This is a genomic window from Micromonospora sp. DSM 43699 (genome assembly GCF_055517075.1).
This window is the reverse complement of the sequence record NZ_JBTMMT010000003.1, coordinates 218,044-239,886: the sequence shown is the minus strand read 5'-3', so window position 1 is coordinate 239,886 and position 21,843 is coordinate 218,044. Positions and strand designations below refer to the sequence as shown.

Genomic DNA, 21,843 nt, shown 5'->3' with positions numbered 1-21,843 from the left:
GATCAAAACCCACCCGCGACACCGCAAGCGAACGACCCACCCCCACCACATCCCACCCCGAACACCCCTCCAAAAACGACACCAACCGCCCCGCCTGACCAACCACAGCCTCCACCGACCTACCCGACACCACCCACGGCACCACACCCGGGTCGGACTCGGCGGCAGGCGACTCCGCCGCCGCGGACCCGGTGCACCAGTCGGAAAGGACCACGTGACAGTTGGTGCCGCCCATACCGAACGAGCTGACGCCCGCGAAGAGCGGCTCGTCCGGGCGTGGCCACGATCCGAGGCTCTCCTGTACGGCGAGCTTCGACTCGTCGAACGCGATGTCGGGGTTGGGGTTCTCGTAGTTCAGGCTCGGCACGAGCTCGCGGTGACGGATGCAGAGCGCCGCCTTCAGCAGGCCGACGACGCCGGCCGCACCCTCAAGGTGTCCGACGTTGGTCTTCACCGAGCCGACCCGCAGCTCGGCTCCCCGCACGCGGCCGTCACCGAGCACCGCGCCCAGGGCCGCCGCCTCGATCGGGTCGCCCAGCTTGGTGCCCGTGCCATGCAGCTCGACGTACTGCACCTGCTCCGCCGAGACCCCGGCACGTTCGTACGCCTGCCGCAGGACGTCCTGCTGGCCGGCCGGACCAGGCACGGTGAGACCCTCGGTGGTCCCGTCGTTGTTCATCGCGCTGCCGTGCAGCACGCAGTAGACCGGGTCGCCGTCCGCCACGGCGGCGCGCAGCGGCTTGAGCACCACGAACGCGCCGCCCTCACCCCGCACGTACCCGTTCGCCCTCGCATCGAAGGTGAAGCTGAGGCCGTCCGGTGACAGCGCACCGAACCGCTCGGCGCTGATGGTGCTCTCCGGCGCCACGATGAGGTTGACGCCGCCGCAGATGGCCATGGTGGACTCGCCACGCCGCAGGCTCTCGACTGCCAGGTGCACAGCGACAAGTGAGGAGGACTGACCGGTGTCCACCGCCGCACTCGGCCCGTGCAGACCCAGGGTGTGGGAGATGCGGTTGGCGATGATCCCGCGGTTGAGGCCGGTCAGGGTGTGGCGGGTGATGCCTTCGGCCCCTTGCCGATGCGTGAGGGCGGCGTAGTCGTCGGCGATGACGCCGACGAAGACACCGGTCCGGCTGTCGGCAAGAGCGGACGGCAGGATCCTGGCGTCCTCCAGAGCTTCCCAGGCCAGCTCGAGCATCAGCCGCTGCTGTGGATCCATCGACGAGGCCTCACGCGGACCGATGCCGAAGAAGCCCGCATCGAAGCCGCTGACGTCCTCGAGGTAGCCCCCCGGCCGCGAGGGCAGTTCGGGGCGGCCCGCCGGGGGCGCGCCAATGGCGCTGCGGCCGTCGCGCAGGAGCTGCCACAGCTGGGCCGGGCTCTCCGCCTGCGAGAGTCGGCAGGACATACCGACGATGGCGATCGCCTCGGTCGACGTCGGCGTGTCCGCTGGGAATTCAACCATGGTCGAGCCGCCCTACCTGTTGTCACGTACGATGTCTGGTCGCCGCACCCGCAGCCGTGCCGCGCGTGTCTCGCCGATCTGATCCCGCCTGGCGCAGGATGCCGACGCCTTCCACGGCGCGCGCCGCGCCGGATCGGAGTCGGTCGGCCTCATCCGCGAAGCCACTCGTTCCTCAGGACACCGGAGGACGACTCCGGTTCCGTCGGACAGTCGGGTCGTGTCGATTGCCGCTACACACCGGCGGTCGACCCGTACGTCGAGACGAGGATCCGCTTGAGGACCTTTCCGCTCGGCCCTGTCGGGAGAGCGTCGGTGAACTCGACCCGACGCGGGTACTTGTATGCGGCGAGACGCTGTCTGCCCCACTCGACGAGTTCTTCACCCGTTCGCGCGGCGACGTCCTGCGCCGGGACGACGATCGCCCAGACCTCCTCACCGAGCACAGGGTGCGGAACACCGATGACCGCCACCTGCGCCACGGCCGGGTGCCCGACCAGGACCTCCTCGATCTCGCGCGGATAGACGTTGTAGCCGCCCCGCAGGATCAGGTCCTTCTTACGGCCCACGATCGAGAGGTAGCCGTCGCCGTCCAGCCTGCCGAGATCGCCGGTGCGGAACCAGCCGTCGATCAGGACCTCGGCGGTGGCATCGGGACGACCGAGATATCCGGCCATCACGCTGGGAGCGCGCACCACGATCTCGCCCACCTCACCGACCGGCAGGAGATCGGTCCGGTCGGTGTTCGGCCGAGCTACCCCGACGGTGATGCCGGTGATCGGCACACCGACGGTTCCGGGTCGGAAAGTCAGGCCCGGATAGTGGTAGGCGACGCTACAGGAGGTCTCGGTCATCCCGTAGCCCTCGTACACCGGACATCCGAACACGCGTCGGACGTCGTCGAGGGTCTTGACCGCAAGCGCCGAGCCCCCGCTGTAGACGCGGTCGAGCCGGGGAACGGGCTCTCCCTGGGCCACCGCATCGAGCAGCTTGACGTACATGGTCGGCACGCCCATGAACACCGTGCAGTGGTGTCTCCTCATCAGAGCCAGGGCCTCCCGGCCGGAGAACCTCGGCATCATGACGATGGATATACCGGCCCGGAAGCCGGTCAGCATGCCGCAGATCTGACCGAAGCCGTGCGCCAGTGGCAGACACCCGAGCAGTACGTCGTCGCTGCGGAACGCGTACGGGGTGGTGACCATCCGCTCGACGTTGTACAGGATGTTCCGGTGGGTGAGCATCACGCCCTTCGGGTCGCCCGTCGTGCCGGAGGTGTAGAACACGACCGCGACGTCGTCGGGTTCCCGCACGGCGGGACCGTCGATCGGCGCCGTGTCCTGTGCCGCGTTCTCCAGGTCGACAGTGCCCGCGGGGCCGGGGCCGACGGTGAGAAGGACCGTGCCGAGCGGCCCCGTCGCCTCTCTCGCCTGGGCGAGCAACGAGGAGGCGCACACCAGGAAACGGGCGTCGGCGTCGGTCAGTACGTGTGCGATCTCCGACGCGGTCGCCATGACGTTCAGCGGGACGACCACGGCGCCGGTCGCCAACACGCCGAAGTACACGACGGGGAACTGCGGGGTGTCGACCACGAGCAGCGCGACCCGGTCTCCCGGCCGCACCCCGCTGGCCCGCAGCACGGCGGCGTGGCGACGCGCCTGTTCCCACAGCCGTCCGTAGGTGAGGTGCTCCGACCCGTGGATGACGGCGACGTGGTCGGGTAGCCGCGTGGCCGTGTCGGCCAGCACGTCGGCGACGGACATGGTCATTACGGCAGCAGTCCGTCTGTCACGGCGGTGCGGGCACCGCCACCGCAGAGTCCTGACCTCGACCAGTCCCGGGCGCTCGCGGTCGGGATGTCCAGTTCCTTCCAGACCTCCTGAAGGGCCTGGGCGAAGTTCTCGACGTCGTGCTGGTCGTGCACGGCGGACGGAGCGATCCGCAGGATCTCCTCGCCCGCCGGCACGCTGGGGGCATTGATGGACTGGACATAGACCCGGTGCCGCTCGAACAGCAGCTGGGACGCCCGCTTGCAGGTGGCGTCGTCACCGACGAAGGCCGAGACGATGTGGGAGTCCGTCGAGATGAACGGGATGTCGGCCGCGATCAGAAGGCTGTGCAGAAGACGGGCGTTCTCCGAGAGGGTCTTCCGCTCCACGTCCGAGGACCGCAGGTATTGAACCGACGCCAGCGCACCGGCCGCGATCGCCGGCGGCAGCGAGGTGGTGAAGACGAACGAGCGCGAGTAGGTCCGCACGGCGTCCACGAGGGCCGCCGGCCCCGCGATGTAGCCGCCGACCGTTCCGTACCCCTTTGCCAAGGTGCCCATCACGACTGTGAACCGGTCGGCGATGCCCTCCCGTGCGGCGATGCCGGCACCCTGCGGGCCGTACATGCCGACCGCGTGGACCTCGTCGATGAAGGTCGTGGCACCGTACCTGTCGGCGATGTCGGCGATCTCGGCCAGCGGTGCCACATTGCCCGACATGGAATAGACGGTTTCCACGACGATGAACTTCGGGCGGTCAGCGGGGGTCGCCGCGATCAGTTCTTCCAGGTGAGCGACGTCGTTGTGCCTGAAGACGTGCTTCTTCGCGCCGCTGTGCCGGAGACCGTCGATGATGGAGGCATGGTTCTTTGCATCGGAAAATACGACTGTATCTTCCGGCATCCTCGCCAGGATGGAGAGGGATCCTTCGTTGGCCGTGTATCCCGAGGTGAAGAAGAGCGCGGCATCCTTGCCGTGCAGGGCCGCCAGCTCATTTTCGAGAAGGACGTGGTAGTGGTTTGTCCCACCGATGTTCCGGGAGCCTCCGGAGCCTACGCCATGGCTATCGATCGCGGCTTTCATGGCCGTGATCACCTGACGGTTCTGACCCATTCCGAGATAGTCGTTGCTGCACCATACACTTACTTCCGAATCCACCCCGTCGCGCCGCGCGGTGGCCATGGGGTAATTGCCGGAACGACGGCCGATCTCGAGGAACTCGCGTTTGCTTCCAGCAAGATCGTCAGTAGTTTTTCCGGTCAGGTATGACGCCAGGTGGACGTTCATTCACTCGCCTTCTCGACGTAGCGGTTCGATCGGTATGCGAACCCGGAGGTCCAGGTCAGACGGACTGCGCCCTCAGGAGCACCTTGTCGGGCTTGCCGTTGCTGTTCATCGGCAGCGCACTCAGGACATTGAACTTCTCGGGCACATGAATCGGGGACAGCGTCTCAGCAATTCCCGCGCGAATGGTCTCCACGTCGACCACCTCGGCCGGATCGCATTCGATCGCGGCATGGATGTGCTCGCTGCCATCCTCGTCCCGCACGCCGTAGACGGCGGCGTGCCGGACGCCCGGATGGGAGAGAATCTCCGCCTCGAGGACGATCGGGTGGACCTTGACGCCGCCGACCTTGATGACGTCGGCCACCCGACCCAGGAGAGTCAGATATCCTCGCTCGTCGAGACGGCCGATGTCCCCGGTGGAGTACCAGCCGTCCCGGAGGACCCGGGCAGTCAACTCCGGGTCGCGGTGGTAACCATCCATCATCTGCGGTGAGCGGACGCGGACCTCACCGACCTCCCCGACCGTCAGTTGCGCACCCGAATCCGGGTTGCAGACGACGACGTCCACCTCGGGAAAGGGACGCCCGACGGTGGCTGCGAGCTGCGGGTCGCCGTGCTCCGGAGGTGTCAGGGTCGTGATCCGACCGCTCTCGGTCGTGGCGTAGCCCTGCGCCAGGACGGGGCCGAAGAGCCGGAAGGCCTGGGCAATTCTGGCGGGTGCCGCGGGGCTGCCGCCGTAGATGATCCGCTTCAACGTGGACAGGCCCGCGGCCTCCACGGCGTCACTGTCGCGGACTCCCCGCTCGAGCAGGTGGTCGATGAGTTGGAACACGTGGTTCGTCGCCATGAACGTCCACGAGATCTCCTTCTCCGTGCTGACGGTGTGCACGAAGCTCCCGGCGTCGAAGCTCTCCTGGAGGTGGAGGGCTCCGCCCATGGCGAGGACGGCGTCCACCAGCGGGGCAACGCCGTGACTCAGCGGGGTGGAGGCCAACATCGAGCCACAGCCGGCTTCACCACCGAGCTGCATCCAGGCACGCGAGGTGGCTTCCCACGCGCGGCCCGACAACCGGATGCCCTTGGGCCGCCCCGTGCTGCCACTCGTGAAGCCGATGAAGGCCAGCGCGTCCGGCTCCCACGACTCGGCACCCGGGGTGTCGGCAACCCCGACCCGGGAGACCTCGTCGCGTTCCCCAGGATCGAGACGGGTCACCGGGACACCACCACCGTCGGCGAGCTTTGCCGCACGCTCCGCACTCTCGGCATCGGCATAGACGGTCACAGCTTCGGTCTCGCGCAGGATCTGGATCTGGTGATCCAGCGGAAGGACCGTCGTCCTGGTGCCGGGATTGGTGGTCCGCAGATAGCACACGGCACCGCCGAGCAGTTGTGTCGCGTACCGCGCGGTGAGCATCTCGGGGCTGTTCGGTGCGACCAGGATCGCCACCACGTCCCCCTTGCCCACTCCGCGGTCGCGCAGCGCAAGAAACGTTTCAGTCACGGACCGGATCAGGTCACCGCCAGAGAACACCTCGCCACGCCAATAGGCGACCTCACGATCCGGCGCGGCAGCGAGCAGTGAGAGGATCTCCGAAACGTAACTTTGGCTAGCGCTCCACCAATGCTCGGGCAGGTTCATGTGACCTTCCTTTTATTTCGCCAACGTGAGCGATGCCGTCCGATCGGACCGCTCAATCCTTGTCACACGCCCGACGTGGGCGCCAGATCGTTCGACTGGCTACAACGGGGTGTCGGATGGCCGCCCGATCCGGGTAGCCGATCGGTGCACCCGCCGTACGGTCACCCGGAGGGGTCGACCTCCTAGGTCCCGGTCGGCGGCCCGCGCCACCGCGTCAGCGATCTCCGACCGGCCCGAACGTGATCACCCTCCCGGACGAGGGCCGCCACGGCAGCACCCGGTCGAAGCAGACCGCGACGCATCATGAAGAAGGCTCGGTGCTGGTCCCGCCGACGACGGGCGGATGAGACCGAGTGCGGCTATTGGTGAATCAAGACCAGGCGAGGCCACAGGCGGCTGCGAACTGCAAGGCACTGAGATTTTCATCTCCGGCCGTAGGGTTTACACCCGGTCGGGAGACACCGACCCTATGCTTGCCACCGGATCACCTGGGACCCGATCGGGCCGAGGAAGAGCACCAATACAAGGATCTGCGAATGGGCCGGAAATCTGCTCTGAAGAATGGCACCGCCGGCATCAGCAAGGTGATGTCAAGTAGCGAAGCGCCGACCTCCAACGCAGAGGACGGCCCACGTCGGTCCGCGGTCGCCGAGGAACAGGAGTTTCTCGGCCTGGCCCTGGCCCGGCGCGACAAGCTTGTCGACCACCTACAGACCGAGCTTTCGGCAGAGGCCCTGGACGCGTTGGAACGGGCGCGGCTGCGCATGCTCCGCCAGCAGTACGAGGAGCTACAGCGGGCACAGGAAGGGCTGGTCTTCGGCCGCCTCGACGGTCTCGACGGCACCGTGCGGCACGTGGGCCGGGTCGGTCTCCGCAACGACGACGAGGACAGCGAGCCGCTGCTGCTGGACTGGCGCGCTCCCGCGTCCCGGCCGTTCTACACCGCGACGGCTGTCGATCCGCAGGGGCAGGCACGACGCCGGCACATCCGTACGCAGGGCTCGGCCGTCGTCGGCGTCGACGACGAGCCCCTGGACGGGACCATGACGGCGGAACTCGTCGGCGAAGGCGCCCTGCTGGCCGCCCTGGACCAGCGGCGTACCGGTCGCATGTCGACGGCGATCTCCACGCTGCAACGCGAACAGGACGACATCATCCGGGCGGAGGCGACCGGCCCGTTGATCGTGCAGGGCGGTCCCGGCACCGGCAAGACCGTGGTGGCCCTGCACCGCGTCGCCTATCTGCTCTTCACCCACCCACAGATGGCGGACCAGGCGGTCCTGGTCCTCGGCCCCTCCCCGCGGTTCCTGGAGTACATCGCCCAGGTGCTGCCGGCGCTCGGTGAGACCGCCGTCGTCTCGGCGACCTGCGACACGCTGCTGCCCGAGATCCGGGTGGGACGCGACGAGAGCCGGCTTCTCGCCGAGATCAAGGGCCGTGCCCTGTGGCAGCCCGCGCTCGAGGACTACGTCACGTCGCTGCTCCCCCGGGCCCGCGAGCTGAAACTGCGGTGGGAGGGGGAGTTCTACGTCATCGACGCCACGACAGTGGCCCAGGCACTCACCTCGGTGCAGGGGCGCCCGTACCACCGGGCCCGCCAGGCGTTCGCCGAGCAGCTGCACCACCTCCTCGCCGACGCCGTCGTCGAGCAGCGCGAGACGCTGATGAACGAGATGGAGGAGGGCTTCGAGGACATCCTCGCCCGTGTCGACCGGAGCATGCAGCATGACCACCGTCCTGACCGGGGGTCCACCGGCAGCGACGTCGACGGACTGTTCTCCGAGGAAGAAATCGATGAGCTTCGGTCCCACATCGCGGAGAACGCGACAATCGCCCGCTTCGTCGAAGCATGGTGGCCCACGCGCGATGCCGAGACCCTGCTTGGTGACCTCCTGACCGACCGCACGCTGCTGGCCCGCTTCGCTCCGGCGTTGTCCACGGAGGAGATCACCGCCGTCGCGGCCGAGCCCGCACCGTGGGCATCGAGCGACATCCCCCTCCTCGACGCCCTCGCCGACCTGCTCGGCGAGGTGGAAGCCCCGCCACCACCCGGCGGGTTCGTCGCCGACCACGCGCGCCGCCAGCGCGGCTGGGTGTACGGCCACGTCGTCATCGACGAGGCGCAGGAGCTGTCCGAGATGCAGTGGCAGATGGTCCTCCGACGGTGTCCCAGCCGCTCCATCACGGCGGTCGGCGACATCGACCAGGCGGAGGCAGCGCACCGGCACACCAGTTGGGCCCAGGCGGTGCGCGCAGCTCTGGGAGAACGCTGGACCGCTGCGGAACTGACCATCTGCTACCGAACCCCGCGTGAGGTCATGGAGCTCACCGAACCCGTCCTGAGGCGAGCCGGTAGCCACAGCGTGCCGCCCCGGGCGGTACGCTCGTCCGGCATCGCCCCCTGGGAGCTGACGGTCACGTCCGAGGAGCTCGCCGGAGCCGCCACCCGAGCCGTACGACAGCTGCAGGAACGGTGGCACGGCGGTACGGTCGGGGTGATCGCCCCCGCCGACCGCGTCGCCGGACTCCTCGCCCTGCTGACCGATGTGCCGGTGCTCACCGCAGCCCAGTCCAAGGGGCTGGAATGGGATGCGGCGCTCCTCGTCGATCCCCAGGGCATCGCCGCTGAACCCCGCGGTTGGAACGGCCTCTACGTCGCGCTCACCCGGTGCACCCAGGAACTCGGGCAGTTGGTTCTCGCGTAGCAACCGCCGCCTTCCCACGTGCCGACAGCGATGGTCCGCGACCGGGCCGTGTACGACGGCGAGTGGTGGCGGCTGCTGAGCCCGCTCCTCGTCAACCCGGAAGGCTGGTACCGGGTGCTGGTCAACGGTGCTGCCCTGTTGCTGTTCGGCAGCGTCGCCGAGTCGGTGTCCGGCCGGGTGCTCTCCGGGCGGTCCGGGCTCCCCGTGGGTTGGTCGACCGGCGGGTCGCATCGTACGAGCCCGGTTCGTGCGGTTGAATTCAGGCTGTCGCCGTGTCCCGGGAGCGTCGTCGTGAGTCCGTATGACCAGCTTGCTGGCCTCGACCTGCCGAGTCTCCAGGTGTTGGAGGCGGCGTCGGCGCTGGGTGGCGCGGTCACCGAGGCGGAGGTGTCGGCGTTGGTCGGTGCCGACGCGACGCCCTATCTGCAGCGTGCCACCGATGCGGGGCTGCTCGGGCGGCTGCGGAGCCGATTCGCGGTGAGCGGCATCCTGCGAGAGGTCTTCGACCGTCCGCTGGGTGTCGGCCCCGCCGCAGGTCAGCTCGCCGCGGTGCTGAACGTCGAGGACCTGAAGGTGATCACGGGCAACCTGGGGTTGCCCACGAAGGGCCGCAAGGCGGACCTGCTGGAGGCGCTGGCGGAGTTCTTCCTCCACCCGGACAACGTGCACGCTCTGGTCAAGCGGATGCCGGCCGCGACCCGGTCGCTGGTGCAGGAGGCTGACCGTGAGGGCGGGCGGATCCGCCGCTACGGCGGCAGCGGCATCGCCCACCGCATTCGGTACCAACCCCGCTACCGGCAGGTGCATCCGCTGGACTGGGCCGAGGAGCACGGGTTGGTCTACCGCGTCACCTGGGAGGACTATCAGCTGGCGGGTCAGGTCGCGCTCGCGCTGCGAGGCGTGGACTACCGGGCGCCGTTCCAGCCGCAGGAACCACCTGTCGCCTGGCACACCCCGGACCCGGTGACCGTGCGCCGCGACGCCCAGGCACAGGGCATCGCCGTGGTCGGATTGTTGTCGGCGCTGCTGGACGGGGCGGGACGCGAACCGCTGGCCACGGTCAAGGCCGGTGGCGTCGGCGTGCGGGAGCTGAACCGGACGGCGAAGGCGCTCGGTGTGACGACACCGACGGTACGACTGCTGCTGGCCGTCGCCACGGAGGCCGGGCTGGCCGAACTCGGCACACGCGTGATCCCGACGGCCGGGTACGACCGCTGGCTCACCCGTGGTCTGGACCGCCGGCTCGCGGTGCTCCTCACGGCATGGCGCGACCTGGACTACCTGCCGTCGTCGCAGACCGGGCCATGGATGCCGGAGTACGACGGGGCCTGGTCGGCGCACGCGCGGCTGGCCGCGCTGCGGGCATTGGGCCCCCGGGCGACGACGAACCTCGATCAGGCGGCTCAGTGGACCTGGTGGCGCCAGCCGTTGGCCTTCGGAAGCGCCACCACCGTACGCGGCCTGCTGGACGAGGCCACCACCCTGGGAGTCCTCGGCGCGGGCGCTGTCAGCCCCGCCGGCCAGGCGCTACTCGCCGACGCGGACGTCGTCGAGGCCGTCGGCGACCTGGGCGAGGTCACCCGTACCGCCCGGTTGCAGGCGGACCTGACCGCGGTCGTGGCCGGAACACCAAGCCCAGAGCTGGCAGAGCTCCTCGGTGCCACCGCCGTCGTCGAGTCCCGCGGCACCGCCACGACCTGGCGCTTCAACCCGGCTACGGTACGCGGCGCGTACGACGCCGGCTGGACCAGGCAGCGCCTGACGAAGGCCCTGACGAAGGTCGCCGAAGGCGGGCTGCCGCAACCACTTGCCTATCTGCTCGCCGACGTCGCCCGCCAACACGGGTCGGTACGCGTCTCGCCAGTGGTCAGCACCCTGGTCAGCGACGACACCGTGCTGCTGGCGCAGATCTGTGCCGACAAGCGGCTGGACCCGCTCCACCTGCGGCTGCTCGCCCCGACCGTGCTGGCCAGCCAGGCCACCACGGCCGACACGACAGCCGCTCTCCGCAAGGCCGGCTACGCGCCCCGCCAGCAGCACGTCGACGGCCGGGACGTCATCGAGAAGACCCGCCGTCACCGCGCGTGACGCGCGGGAGAGCCCACCGACCTCGGCCGAGGCCGGGGCAGTCCTCCGCGCCGTACACGGGTATCGCGGCCGGGCCCGAACCCGACGTCGTCGGTCGGCGGTCTGCCGTCAGGGCGTGGCGGGGGGAACGTCGGCGTCACGTCCGGTCAGGGGCAGCCCGGCGGTGATGGCGATCCGGAGGACGGCCTCCTCCATCGAGGTCACCTCGGGCAGGACGACCTCGTCGTCGTACCCGACGACGTCGCGCGGGGCGTACCAGTCACGCATGTTGTCCGCCGTGAACTCCGTGGCCTGCGGGCGCAGCTCGTGCCGACGCAGGGTTTCCGACAGGGACACGTCGAGATAGACGAACAGCGTACGGCCGCGGTGGCCGTCGCGTAGGGAGGTGAGCATCCGACGGTAGCGGGCGGCGTGCATGATCCCCTCGAGGATCACGTGGTAGCCGTGGTCGAGGGCCATCCGGACCGTCTGCTCGATCAGGGCGGGTGCGAGCCCACCGGGCCGGTCCCGTTCCCGCAGCAGAATCCGGCGTAGGTAGTCCTGCTCGACCAGGGCACAGCCACGACCATGCCGCAGCCGCAACTGCCGGGCGATGCTGCTCTTGCCTGCACCGGAGTTCCCCCTGATACAGACCAGAATCGTCCCGGGGCTGCCGGTAGGGATCACATCGTTCATCGCGGCGCTCCTCCGGGCCGGTGGTCACCTGCGGCTACGGCACCGGTGTCGCGGTGGCCGTCGGCTTCGTCAGCAGCATCGATGACTGTCTCTTTTGCCGGTCCTGGCGCCATCTGGCGGCGTGGCCGGCGACGGTATTTCCCGGCGCAGCCACGACTCTTCCATATGTCATCGCGCCGACACGGCATGGAAACACTCCGGGCTCGGCGTCCCCCGTCGATGGGAGAAACCTGTCATGGGCAAGGTAGGGAAACGGGTCCGCCGCTCGACGTTGGCCGTGCTCACGGGCGCGGCGCTGGCCGGCCTGCTGGCGGTCACCGCAGCCGCCGCGGCACCCGGCGAGGCACCGCAGAAGAGGGCCGCCGCGGCGGCCCGCACCGACGTCTACCTCAAGGACGTCACCGCCGACACCGGCGTCCAACCACACTCGTACAGCCCGCTGTGGGCCAGCCCCGACATCAAGGTCTGCCCGACCGCCGTGGAGTGTGCCGTCAGCCAGAACCCGATCGTCGGCGTCACCAACTACCTCTTCCTGAAGTTGCGCAACAACGGCCCGTACGGCTCGGGCATCGACAACGGCGTGCTGCGGGTCTACCGGACGACCCCGGGCGGCGGCGCCACCTGGCCGACGCACTGGACCCAGATCGGCGCGGCCAGCGTGACCGTCTACCCGGGTGTCACCACGGTGACGATCCCGTGGACCGGGGTGCCCGGACCGGGGCACTTCTGCCTGTTGGCGCGCTGGGTGTCGCCCACCGACCCGATGACCTTCGAGGGCCCGAGCAACAGCGTCAACACCCTGCACAACAACAACATCGCCTGGCGCAACGTCGACTCGGTCCGGCTCACCGCGGGCGGGCCGCGGGTCGTCCGGCCGTTCGCCATCGGCAACGTGACCACCGTGGAGACCAGGAACGACCTGGTCTTCACCCAGCCGGGAGAGCAGGCCCGGGGAGCCCGGGTCTTCGTCGACCTCGGCGCGACGCTGTTCGAGCGCTGGCAGGCCACCGGCAAGATCGGTACGGGCGTCCGCCAGGTCGGCAAGACCGAGTTGGAGATCGTGGAACCGGCGAAGGCCAGCATCAGCGGGTTGATGCTGAAGCCCGGCGAGCGCCTCGAGTTCTCGCTGGCCTTCTCGGCCGAGACCGCCCTCGCCAAGGAGACCGCGCTCAACGTGACCCAGTTCGGGCCGGACGCCGACGGCACTGAGCGCGCCGACCTCGGTGGGGTGCAATACCTGCTGGCGGGCGAGCAGCGGGGGTAGCGCGGGTCACCGCCGCCTCCGGGTGGGGTGCGGGCCAGCCGGCCCGCACCCCACCTTCGTCGGTCCGGCCGAGGCCGGAGACCGGGTGCGCACCGCCTGCCGCACCGCTCCGGCGGAAGCGGATCTGCGGTCAGCGCAGACAGACCCAGGCGGTGGAGACCGCATATCCGACGGTGCGTGCGCACAACTGGACCGGACCCGACGGTGGGACGCCCAACGAGAAGAATCCCACCGCGTCCACCGGCACCTCGTCGTACGTGCCGGAGGCCGTCCGGGCACTCACCCGTCCACCGCCGGACGGGAAGAGCTGTCCGACGATCCCGGCGTCACTGACCTCGATCTCCACCACCACCGACCCGTTGCGGAAGGAGAGCGTCCGCGCGGACGCGGCAGACCGGGTCATGCCGACCAGCTCGGCGTCGACCGCCGAGTCGAACGTCAGCTCGGCGACGGCCAGTTCCGCGTCCGCGGTACGCCAGGTGAACGCCGCCAGCGCCGCGCTCAGGTAGGCCTCCGAGACCGGCCCGGTGTCCCACAACGCCGCGCCCAACTCCGTCGTCAGTGCCTCGTCATCGACCGGCGGCCACCGCTCCATCCGACTCACCCCCGTTCGTACCGATGGCGGACGCTCCGACGAACCCGACGATCGCCGGGCATTCCCGCAGCCTACGCAGGCAACGGGCCTGGGTGGGTCCGATGCTGCCGACCGGAATCCCCAACCGCTCGGCGACCTCCCGATAGCTCATCGGCGGGTCGGCCGTCAGCAGCGCCAACAACGCCTGACAGCGTGGTGGAAGCTGCACGAAGCCCTCGCGCAACGCCTGCCGTCGCTCCGCGCGCAGCAACTCGTCGTCCGGGGCTGGGGCCATCGCGGCCAACTCCCGGGAGAACCCGTGCCAGGTCTCGAGTGAATCGTCGTACGGGTCGACGGGCCGGGCCCGGCGGCTGAGGCGGGACAACCGGTAGCACTCGCGCCGGGTCGTGGTGGCCAGCCAGCCCGGCAGCGCCTCGGGTTCGCGTACCCGGCCGAGCTGCTCCACCAGGCGGAGCCAGACGGTCTGGTTGACATCGGCCGCATCGGCCCGACTGAGGTCGTACGCCCGGATGACCGAGTACACGAGCGGGGTGTACCGGCGCACCAGCTCGGCCCAGGCCGACTCGTCCCCGCCGGCGGCGGCGGACAGCAGGCTGGTCACGCTCGGACCGGTCACCGGGCCACCGCCCGGTCGTCGGTGCCGCTCATCCGACGAACACCCCGTAGTCGGGATGCCAGCTCGCCGCGGCGAGCAGGGTCGTGCGCGCCGCGTCCGCGCTGAGGCCCCCGGCGGTCATCAGGGCGGCGAGACGTCCGGAGACGTGTGCGGTGGCGAACGAGGTGCCGGCCCAGACGGCGAACCCGTGGAACTGCCGTACCGGCCGGCCGGGCAGCGGTAACTGCCCCTCGACGTAGGTGCTGTGGCGTTCACCGAGGGCGCAGGCGTCCACCCAGGGCCCGAAGCAGCTGTCGACGGCCGGCACCAGACCGCCGGCCGTCTGGCTGAGCGCCGCGACCGCCAGCACCCGGTCCAGGGCGGCGGGCCAGACCGGACGACTGGTGCCGGCGTTGCCTGCCGCCGCGACCACCGCGCTCGTCGCCGGCAGCGCCGCCAGCGCGTTGGCCAGGGGCAGCGAGGGTTGGTCGTCGAGGGTGTATCCCCCCAGCGAGAGGTTGAACACGGAGACCTGCGGCGCGAGCCGGCTCAGGGCGGCCACCACCGTCTCCTCGTCCCCCACACCTGTCGGATCCAGGGCCTGCTCCGGGTCGACGCGTACCCCCGGCGCAGCCTGCCGGACCACGCCGGCGACGAAGGTGCCGTGCCCTCCCTGCGGGGCGAGCACGTCGGTGTGGACGTAGAGCGGGTCCTCGTCGTCGAGCTGCGGCAGGTATGCGCCGCCGAGCCACTGCGGGTGGTAGCCGCCGGCCTGCCGCCAGATCCCGGTGTCGCAGATGCCGACGGTGACCCCCGTGCCCTCGCCGAGCCGGGTCGGGTCGGGCGGCGGCAGCGCCGCAGCCGAGCGGGGTGGCGTACCCGGGTTTCCCATGATGTTGCCCAGGCCGATCAGCACATGGTGCGGCTGCACCGCCGGCACCGGTTGACCGGGCCACTGTCGGGGGTCGCGTAGTTTCGTCACGACACCGGGGATGTCGGTTTCCCGATCGAACGACAGCCGGGTGACACCGGCGAAGCCGGCGCCGACGGTCACGGGATAGTCGTGGGCACGCAACCAGGCGGCGACCCGTTGGACGTCGACGTCGGCGGCGAGCAGTTGCCGGGGCCGGTAGAGGATCTCCCGACCCGGCGCGGTGTACCGGCGCACGTTCTGGTCGGCTGCCAGCGCCGCCTCGAACGCCTTCTGGTAGGCGGCGGCGTCCGAATCGCCAGCAGCGGCAGCCGGGCCTGGTGCGACGCCGAACGGTGCCGCCGCCGCCAACGCGGACAGCGCGAGAATCCGCCGCCGGGACAGCCGGCCGGCCGGACCCGGCACGGAAGGTTGGTCAGACGGCGGCACGGATCCTCCATGCTCATGAGAGAAGCGCGCCCACCGATGGCGGACGCCGCGAATTCCCCGACCGCCAATTATTCCAAACCATCGCCCTTTGTCAATTGCACAACCAGCGGGCCGAACCCATTGACGACATTCACGCGACGGATTCTCGACATTGACTCGCGGCTGGCCGTAGTGGACTCTCTAGGGCATGCCCGACAGCACCGGTCCCGGTGCCACGACGGCCCAGGCGGCACTCGACGCCGTCCAGCGATACCCACCCGAGGCGATCACGATCGCCCACCGGGTGCTCGCCAGCCAGACCGCCGACGACGACGAGCGCTCCACCGCCGAACGGGCCATCGGCCTGGCCCTGCGCGAGCTCAACGACCTGGCCGGCGCACTGCGCCACCTCCGCCGGGCGGTACGGGTCGCCGGCACCCCCCGTACCCAGGCACTGGCCCGGATGAGCCTCGGGTACGTGCTGGCCAATGCCGGTCGTACCGCTGCGGCGCTGCGGGCCGTGACCGCCGCGCTGCCCCAGCTCACGGGTGCCGACGCCGGCCGCGCCCGGATGCAGCGGGGGGTGGTGCTGCACTACCGCGGACGCTATGCCGAGGCGGTGCGCGACTACGGCATCGCCATCGACATAGCCCAACGCGAGGGCGACCCGCTGCTGGAGGCTCGCGCCCGCAACAACCGAGGACTACTCCACGCGCACCGGGGCGCCCCCGGCGGCACCGACGACGACCTCTCCCGGGCGGCGGCTGCCTTCCACCGGCTCGGACTCGACCTCGCGGCGGCGGACGCCCGCTGGAACAGCGGCATCGCCGCCGGGCAACGCGGCGAGATCGCCGTGGCGCTGCGCTGCTTCGCCGACGTCGACGAGGAGTACCGGCGGCTCGCCGTTCCCCGTCCGGCGCTGCTGCTGGACCGGTTCGAGCTGCTGCTGTCGGTGCCGCTGCTCGACGAGGCCGTCGAGGTCGCCGCCGCCGCCGTACGGGAGCTGCACCGCAGGGCGATGGCCTCGGACCTCGCCGAGGCACAGCTCGCCCAGGCGCGGGCCGCGCTGCTGGCCGACGACCTGGACACCGCCACCACGGCTGCCGCCCAGGCCCGGGGCGGCTTCCGGCGTCAGGGCCGCCGCACCTGGGCCGCCTTCGCCCGGCACGTCGAACTGCGCGCGGAGTTCCGCCGGGGCACCCGAACGGCTGCCCTGCTCACCGCGATGGTGCGGACGGCCGACCAACTCGACGCCACCGGCTGGCCGGGCCCGGCGCTGACCACCCGCATCGACGCCGGCCTGCTGGCCGCCGCATCGGGTCGCGTCGACCGGGCCGTGGCCCTGCTCGACGTGGCCGCCCAGGCCCGCCGTCGGGGCACCGCCCCCCGCCGCGCCCAGGGCTGGTACGCCCTGGGCCGGTCGCGTCGGCTCACCGGGGACGACCCCGGCGCGGCCCGCGCACTGCGCCGGGGACTGGCCGTACTCGACAAGCACCGCACGTCGCTCGGCGCCACCGAGCTACGCGCCCACAGCGGAACGTACGGACAGGAACTTGCCGCCGAGGGCCTCGACATGGCGGTGCGCGCCGGCTCCCCGGCCCGGACCCTGGCCTGGGCCGAACGGTGGCGGGCCAACACCCTACGGATGCGGCCGGCGCTGCCCCCTGACGACCCGGACCTGTTCGCGGCGCTCACCGAGCTCAGGCTCGTCAGTAGCCTGCTGGAGGACGCGGTGCTGGCCGGCCGACCGGCCCACGCCCTGCGCAGCCGGCAGGCCCGGCTGGAACGGCGCATCCAGGACCTGGCCCGGCGGGTGCCCGGGGGGAGCGGCGTGATGACTCCGCCCGGCGTGGGCATGCTCGCCGGGCGGCTCGGCTCCCGCGTGCTGGTCGAGCTGGTCGCCCACGACGACCGGCTCCGGGCGGTGCTGGTCCGCGACGGCCGGGCCAGCCTGCACGACCTCGGCCCGCTCGCCGAGGCGGTGCACCTGGCCCGCTGGCACCGGTTCGCCCTGCGCCGACTGGTCACCACCGGCGACACGACCACCGCGCGGGCCGGGGCCAGCCACGCCGCGGCCACCCTCGACCACCAGCTCTTCGATCCGTTGCGGCGGCACCTCGGCGACCGCCCCCTGGTGGTCGTGCCGGTCGGGGCCCTGCACGCCGTGCCGTGGTCGGGGTTGCCGACCTGCGCCGGACGTCCCGTGACGGTGGCCCCGTCGGCCACCGCCTGGCTCAGGGCGGACGGCCAGCCGCCGTCGGCCGGGCCCTCGGTCCTGGCCTGCGGGCCGCGCCTGCCCGCCGGCCGGACCGAGGTACGCCGACTCGCGCAGGTGCTGCCCGGGGCCACCCTGCTCACCGGTGCCGACGCCACCGCCGACGCGTTGACCGCGGCGCTGGACGGGGCCGGCCTGGTCCACATCGCCGCCCACGGCACCTTCCGCGCCGACAACCCGCAGTTCTCCACCCTGGAACTGGCCGACGGACCACTGTTCGCGTACGAGTGGGAGCGGGTCCCCCGTCCGCCCGGCTGCGTGGTGCTCTCCGCGTGCGACTCGGGGCTGACCGGGGTGCGTCCCGGCGACGAGGTCATGGGCTTCGCCGCCGTGCTGCTCGCCCTCGGCGCACGGTGCCTGATCGCCACCGTGCTGCCGGTGCCGGCCGACCCCACCACCGCGCTCATGCTGGATCTGCACCGACGGATGCGGGCCGGGGTCCGCCCGGCGCAGGCCCTCGCCGATGCCCAGCAGGCCTTCGTCACCTCCGGTGACAGCACCGCCCGGGCCACCGCGGCGGCGTTCGTCTGTCTCGGTGCCGGTTGACGCCGCACCGTTCACGCCGCAGGCCGACCGTCTGGGCGGCAGTGGTCAACCCAGCGCCGCGACCCGAGGACGCAGGCCGTCGATCAGCTCCGGCGGGGCGGCGAGCACCCGGCTGCCGCTCACCTCGACCGCGGCACCGGCCTCGACGGCGATCACCAGACCGGCCGCCCAGTCCCAGCGGAACGTACGGTCCTCGACGTACGCGTCGCAGCGGCCCGCCGCGATCCAGGCCAGGGCCAGCGCCGTCGAGCCCAACATCCGCACCCCGCGTACGTCGCCGGCCAGGTCGGTGACCACGGTCGCCTGCACCCGGCGGTGGGCGACGTCGTAGGCGTACCCGGTGGCGAGGACGACCTCGCCGAGCGCGACGCCGGCGGGCCGAGCCAGCGGCACGTCGTTCAGGAACGCGCCCCGGCCCCGGACGCCGCAGAACGTCTCGTCGTGCACCGGGTCGTGGACCACCCCGACGACGGGCCGCCAACCGTCCGGCGTCTGCTCCTCGCAGGCCACGCTGACGCACCAGAACGGCATCCCGGCGACGTAGTTGACGGTGCCGTCGAGGGGATCGAGCACCCAGCGCAACCCGGAACCGCCGACGTGGTCACTGCCTTCCTCGGCGAGGATGCCGTCGCCGGGCCGGCGGGCGCGCAGCAGCGCGACGATGCGCGCCTCGCTGGCCCGGTCCGCCTCGCTGACCAGGTCGGTGGAGGCGGTCTTGTAGTCGATGCGGCCGGGGTCGCCGAAGCGCAGCAGCAGCTCCCGGCCGCCGAGACGCGCCGCCTTCTCGGCGACCCGCCGGCAGTCGTCCAGCTCGGCGCCGGTGGCCATCGCGCCCTCCTCGGGTCGTCCGCAGGACCGGTCGAGATCGTCGCACCCGCACGGGCGAGGGCACCAGCCGGCCCGGTCGAAGGGGGCCGCCCCCCGGCGCGGCCATCCGGTGTGGACGATCGTCCGGCGGCGTCGCGCCGGACGCCGGACGGGGTACGGCGTACGTGCCGGTCCGGATGGGTGAGTCGAGGCCGGGAGCAGACGGCGCGGATGCTCCTGCGCGGGCCCCTACGGGCACCGCCTGCTGGGCATCGACGAGGAGCGTTCCCGGGCGTTCCAGGAGGAGATCGCCCTTGGCTGCGAGTGGGATCAAGCCCGGCTGGACCCGGATCACCTTCGGCTACTTCGTCTCCGACCTGGTCGCCGACTACCTGATCGACGCGGTCGACCTGGTCGCCCGCCAGGGGCACCGCCTGCTGCCCGACTACCGGCTTCGATGCCCGCAGCGGTCTACACCTCCCGCTGGCCTGCACGGTCCCCCTGGATGCGCCGTCGTCACGCTGACCGGTGACGAGTGGGCCGAGGCAGACGTGCGCGGGATACGGTCGTGGCGGATAATCGCCCGATGACAAATCCTGACCTCGATCCCGATGTCTATCCACCCCTCGACCCTCGGGAGCCCGTGCCGGACGACCTCGGCGAGCTTCTTCCCGACACACCCAGCGAGTTGCCGGAGGCACCGGTCGAGCCGATGCCCGACGACGGCGAGCCGGGAGCCGTGCCCGAGCCGGCATGACTCCCGGCGCTGGCGGAGCATCGATCAGCGGTCCGGGGCGGTCGGAGACCAGCGCCATGCGTCGAGCTTCCGGGGGTTCCGGACCACCCACACATGGCTGATCCTGCCAGTGCCGGTCGTGGCGAGTGCGAGCACGGCGAGAGTACGGCTCTGACGATCAGTCGCGATCAGGCCCGGCTCGCCGTTGACGATCTCCCCGCCGACGGCGGGGTCGGGTTGCCGGTCCCACACGCCGAGGAACACAGGCGCGACGATCCGGCGCGGCAGCTCAGTGCGGGGGTCGCGCGTGGTATCGAAGGAGCCGTGTCGGTACGGGGTTGCGGAGGTCCCCTGTCCCGCCCTCGCCGTCGTGGATCTGCACCCGGTAGTGTGCCGTGCCCTGTGCGCCGTCACCTGTGTGCTGTGCTGGGCGTGCGATGTGTGCCGGGGAATCGAACCCCTGCGCCTGCCCTCGGCGCGCCAGGAGTGAGCCGGAATACCCGCCGGCTCTCGGGTTCGTGCACGCCTCCACGTCGGCTACCTGCTCCGCAACCCGTCAGTCCAGCAGGTCCACCTCCCAGTTGCTCCGCTGGATCAGGGTGTCGACCTCGCGGAGCTGCCGGGCGAGATCGTCGGCCTGGCCGCGCAGTAGCGCCACCGGCAACGCCGGGATCATCTTCAGCTCCGACCGCAACTGCCGAAACCCGCGCTGGCCCTCCCCCGCAGCGGCGTCGGCGGCAGAGGTGACCACGCCGTGCCGCAACCGGAGCACGTCCCGGCGGGCCAGAGCATCGGTGAGCGTGCCACCGTCGACCACGGTCGCGGCGTTGGTGCGGTTGATCCGCCGGATCAGCGACTCCAGCTCACCGAGCACCCCGCCGACCTCCGCCAGGAGCGCCGCCGCCTCCTCCGCAGGCGACTCACCCTCCTGGAAACGGGCGCTGGCGACGATGCGGGCACGGAGTTGTTCGACGCGACGCGCCGCATCCGCGCGCAACGCAAGAGCCTCAGCAAGTTTCATAGGCACCAGTGACCAGCGAAGATCACCCACGCCTCCCCATTACGTCGACCATGCGAAGAACAGCAGCAGGCACGGTGCCCGGGGACGGAGCGCCGGCCGAGTCCCGGGCAGGAGGATCGGGCGCCGTTGTAGCCTCTGCGGATGGCTGATGCCGACGATGTACGCCGTCTGGCGCTCGCGCTGCCCCACGCGGTGGAGATTCCCAGCGACGGCTTCGACTTCCGCGTGGAGAACAAGGGTTTCGTCTGGTCTTATCCGGAACGCGTGCCGGGGAAACCGCGGGTGATCCGCACCGATGTCGCGGTGCTCCATGTCGGTGATGAGGGGGAGAAGCAGGCGCTGCTCCTCGGCGAGCCCGCCCTGTTCTTCACGACGGCCGGGTACGAGGGGCTGCCCCTGGTGATGGTGCGCCTCACCGAGGTGTCAGTCGAGCGGCTGGCCGAGCTGATCACCGATGCGTGGCGGATGCGGGCGCCCGCCGAACTGCAGGAGAGCCTGCAGGACGGGTGATCCCTGCGCTGACGGTACCCGGCTGCCGGCACGCTGCTGTGCGCGGCGACACCGCTGCCCGGAGGGCTGACGAGACTGTCCCGTCGGACCGTCGTGCCATGATGCCGCTCACCCAAGGCAAGGAGCACGGCGCAATGGCCACGGTGACGGTTCGGGACGAGACGGCGACCGGCAGGGCGATCGACCAGTGGCCGCTGGCCGGTCTGCCGGAGCGCATCTCCGCGCGGGAGCTGGTCCGGTTGCGGGTACGCGAGGAGGTGGCACGGTTCAATGCCGAGCAGGCCGACGTCTTCCGGGGTCTGGTACGGCCGACCGACGCGGAGGCGACGTTGAACGGCTACCGGGTCGGTCGGGGCCGGCGGCTGGACTGGGAACGTCAGGCGGACGCGGCCTGTGCCGCCTTCGCCCACAACGGCTTCGTGCTGCTGGTGGGTGAGCGCCAGGTCGAGGACCTTGATGAGGAGATCGACCTGCTCGTGGACCCCGAGGTGGCCTTCGTGCGGCTCGTCCCCCTGGTGGGTGGCTGAC

At 70.9% G+C, this 21,843-nt stretch carries 19 protein-coding genes; 8 read left to right on the top strand and 11 right to left on the bottom strand.

What is annotated here, in order from left to right; translation table 11 throughout:
* The 4 genes from AC0AIB_RS03475 to AC0AIB_RS03460 all read right to left on the bottom strand — a co-directional run.
* A partial coding sequence (locus AC0AIB_RS03475; protein WP_465095992.1) for a type I polyketide synthase occupies positions 1–1,468 on the bottom strand: 1,468 nt, incomplete at its 3' end.
* A gap of 230 nt (positions 1,469–1,698) precedes the next feature.
* The gene (locus AC0AIB_RS03470) at positions 1,699–3,234 is read right to left on the bottom strand and encodes a long-chain-fatty-acid--CoA ligase (RefSeq protein ID WP_328345674.1); all 1,536 of its coding nucleotides are present in this window, start codon (positions 3,232–3,234) and stop codon (positions 1,699–1,701) included.
* On the bottom strand, positions 3,234–4,520 hold the full coding sequence (gene hemA, locus AC0AIB_RS03465; protein ID WP_328345672.1) for a 5-aminolevulinate synthase: 1,287 nt from the start codon (positions 4,518–4,520) through the stop codon (positions 3,234–3,236). Before hemA ends, AC0AIB_RS03470 begins: the two co-directional genes overlap by 1 nt.
* A 55-nt stretch (positions 4,521–4,575) precedes the next feature.
* The gene (locus AC0AIB_RS03460) at positions 4,576–6,159 is read right to left on the bottom strand and encodes a class I adenylate-forming enzyme family protein (protein ID WP_328345671.1); all 1,584 of its coding nucleotides are present in this window, start codon (positions 6,157–6,159) and stop codon (positions 4,576–4,578) included.
* Between the two features lie 473 nt (positions 6,160–6,632).
* Between AC0AIB_RS03460 and AC0AIB_RS03455 the strand changes: the two genes are divergently transcribed.
* Together AC0AIB_RS03455 and AC0AIB_RS03450 are read left to right on the top strand one after the other, a co-directional pair.
* Positions 6,633–8,864 (top strand): HelD family protein, encoded by a 2,232-nt coding sequence (locus AC0AIB_RS03455; RefSeq protein ID WP_465095991.1) that lies wholly within the window; start codon positions 6,633–6,635, stop codon positions 8,862–8,864.
* A gap of 291 nt (positions 8,865–9,155) precedes the next feature.
* Positions 9,156–10,952 (top strand): helicase-associated domain-containing protein, encoded by a 1,797-nt coding sequence (locus AC0AIB_RS03450; RefSeq protein WP_465095990.1) that lies wholly within the window; start codon positions 9,156–9,158, stop codon positions 10,950–10,952.
* Between the two features lie 108 nt (positions 10,953–11,060).
* On the opposite strand, the gene AC0AIB_RS03445 is transcribed toward AC0AIB_RS03450, so the two are convergent.
* The gene (locus AC0AIB_RS03445; RefSeq protein ID WP_328345665.1) at positions 11,061–11,627 is read right to left on the bottom strand and encodes a kinase; all 567 of its coding nucleotides are present in this window, start codon (positions 11,625–11,627) and stop codon (positions 11,061–11,063) included.
* Positions 11,628–11,862: 235 nt separating this feature from the next.
* On the opposite strand from AC0AIB_RS03445, the gene AC0AIB_RS03440 reads away from it, so the two are divergent.
* Positions 11,863–12,891: a hypothetical protein gene (locus AC0AIB_RS03440; protein WP_465095989.1), complete on the top strand. Its 1,029-nt coding sequence runs from the start codon at positions 11,863–11,865 to the stop codon at positions 12,889–12,891.
* Positions 12,892–13,021: 130 nt separating this feature from the next.
* Here the strand turns inward: AC0AIB_RS03440 and AC0AIB_RS03435 are convergent, their stop codons facing one another.
* Genes AC0AIB_RS03435 through AC0AIB_RS03425 form a run of 3 tightly spaced genes read right to left on the bottom strand, consistent with a single transcriptional unit; the run spans position 13,022 to position 15,441 of the window.
* Complete coding sequence (locus AC0AIB_RS03435) at positions 13,022–13,486, bottom strand: hypothetical protein (RefSeq protein ID WP_328345661.1); 465 nt, start codon at positions 13,484–13,486, stop codon at positions 13,022–13,024.
* Positions 13,461–14,102 carry an RNA polymerase sigma factor gene (locus tag AC0AIB_RS03430; protein WP_328345659.1) on the bottom strand — a complete coding sequence of 214 codons (642 nt, stop codon included), beginning with the start codon at positions 14,100–14,102 and terminating at the stop codon, positions 13,461–13,463. Before AC0AIB_RS03430 ends, AC0AIB_RS03435 begins: the two co-directional genes overlap by 26 nt.
* A 28-nt stretch (positions 14,103–14,130) precedes the next feature.
* A complete protein-coding gene (locus AC0AIB_RS03425) occupies positions 14,131–15,441 on the bottom strand; it encodes a S8/S53 family peptidase (protein WP_328345658.1) in 1,311 nt (436 codons plus the stop codon).
* Between the two features lie 187 nt (positions 15,442–15,628).
* On the opposite strand from AC0AIB_RS03425, the gene AC0AIB_RS03420 reads away from it, so the two are divergent.
* A complete protein-coding gene (locus AC0AIB_RS03420) occupies positions 15,629–18,241 on the top strand; it encodes a CHAT domain-containing protein (RefSeq protein WP_465095988.1) in 2,613 nt (870 codons plus the stop codon).
* A 45-nt stretch (positions 18,242–18,286) separates the two neighbouring features.
* On the opposite strand, the gene AC0AIB_RS03415 is transcribed toward AC0AIB_RS03420, so the two are convergent.
* Positions 18,287–19,069 carry an inositol monophosphatase family protein gene (locus AC0AIB_RS03415; RefSeq protein ID WP_328345654.1) on the bottom strand — a complete coding sequence of 261 codons (783 nt, stop codon included), beginning with the start codon at positions 19,067–19,069 and terminating at the stop codon, positions 18,287–18,289.
* A gap of 293 nt (positions 19,070–19,362) precedes the next feature.
* Here AC0AIB_RS03415 and AC0AIB_RS03410 point away from each other — a divergent pair, with 293 nt between their 5' ends.
* Together AC0AIB_RS03410 and AC0AIB_RS03405 are read left to right on the top strand one after the other, a co-directional pair.
* The gene (locus tag AC0AIB_RS03410) at positions 19,363–19,638 is read left to right on the top strand and encodes a hypothetical protein (RefSeq protein WP_328345652.1); all 276 of its coding nucleotides are present in this window, start codon (positions 19,363–19,365) and stop codon (positions 19,636–19,638) included.
* Positions 19,635–19,805: a hypothetical protein gene (locus AC0AIB_RS03405; RefSeq protein WP_328345650.1), complete on the top strand. Its 171-nt coding sequence runs from the start codon at positions 19,635–19,637 to the stop codon at positions 19,803–19,805. Before AC0AIB_RS03410 ends, AC0AIB_RS03405 begins: the two co-directional genes overlap by 4 nt.
* Positions 19,806–19,829: 24 nt before the next feature.
* Here the strand turns inward: AC0AIB_RS03405 and AC0AIB_RS03400 are convergent, their stop codons facing one another.
* Both AC0AIB_RS03400 and AC0AIB_RS03395 read right to left on the bottom strand, forming a co-directional pair.
* Positions 19,830–20,048, bottom strand: coding sequence for a hypothetical protein (locus tag AC0AIB_RS03400; RefSeq protein WP_328345648.1), 219 nt, complete (start codon positions 20,046–20,048; stop codon positions 19,830–19,832).
* Positions 20,049–20,340: 292 nt separating this feature from the next.
* Positions 20,341–20,805: a DIP1984 family protein gene (locus tag AC0AIB_RS03395; protein ID WP_328345646.1), complete on the bottom strand. Its 465-nt coding sequence runs from the start codon at positions 20,803–20,805 to the stop codon at positions 20,341–20,343.
* Between the two features lie 141 nt (positions 20,806–20,946).
* Here AC0AIB_RS03395 and AC0AIB_RS03390 point away from each other — a divergent pair, with 141 nt between their 5' ends.
* Positions 20,947–21,315, top strand: a complete 369-nt coding sequence (locus AC0AIB_RS03390) for an MmcQ/YjbR family DNA-binding protein (RefSeq protein ID WP_328345644.1) — start codon at positions 20,947–20,949, stop codon at positions 21,313–21,315.
* A gap of 98 nt (positions 21,316–21,413) precedes the next feature.
* The gene (locus tag AC0AIB_RS03385) at positions 21,414–21,842 is read left to right on the top strand and encodes a hypothetical protein (RefSeq protein ID WP_465095987.1); all 429 of its coding nucleotides are present in this window, start codon (positions 21,414–21,416) and stop codon (positions 21,840–21,842) included.
* Position 21,843 lies beyond the last annotated feature (1 nt).

Coding starts and splice junctions, on each gene's coding strand:
- AC0AIB_RS03420 (WP_465095988.1), top strand. CDS start 15,629: ATGCCCGACAGCACCGGTCCCGGTGCCACGACGGCCCAGGCGGCACTC.
- AC0AIB_RS03435 (WP_328345661.1), bottom strand. CDS start 13,486: ATGGAGCGGTGGCCGCCGGTCGATGACGAGGCACTGACGACGGAGTTG.
- AC0AIB_RS03440 (WP_465095989.1), top strand. CDS start 11,863: ATGGGCAAGGTAGGGAAACGGGTCCGCCGCTCGACGTTGGCCGTGCTC.
- AC0AIB_RS03405 (WP_328345650.1), top strand. CDS start 19,635: ATGACAAATCCTGACCTCGATCCCGATGTCTATCCACCCCTCGACCCT.
- AC0AIB_RS03460 (WP_328345671.1), bottom strand. CDS start 6,159: ATGAACCTGCCCGAGCATTGGTGGAGCGCTAGCCAAAGTTACGTTTCG.
- hemA (WP_328345672.1), bottom strand. CDS start 4,520: ATGAACGTCCACCTGGCGTCATACCTGACCGGAAAAACTACTGACGAT.
- AC0AIB_RS03390 (WP_328345644.1), top strand. CDS start 20,947: ATGGCTGATGCCGACGATGTACGCCGTCTGGCGCTCGCGCTGCCCCAC.
- AC0AIB_RS03395 (WP_328345646.1), bottom strand. CDS start 20,805: ATGAAACTTGCTGAGGCTCTTGCGTTGCGCGCGGATGCGGCGCGTCGC.
- AC0AIB_RS03470 (WP_328345674.1), bottom strand. CDS start 3,234: ATGACCATGTCCGTCGCCGACGTGCTGGCCGACACGGCCACGCGGCTA.
- AC0AIB_RS03415 (WP_328345654.1), bottom strand. CDS start 19,069: ATGGCCACCGGCGCCGAGCTGGACGACTGCCGGCGGGTCGCCGAGAAG.
- AC0AIB_RS03445 (WP_328345665.1), bottom strand. CDS start 11,627: ATGAACGATGTGATCCCTACCGGCAGCCCCGGGACGATTCTGGTCTGT.
- AC0AIB_RS03385 (WP_465095987.1), top strand. CDS start 21,414: ATGATGCCGCTCACCCAAGGCAAGGAGCACGGCGCAATGGCCACGGTG.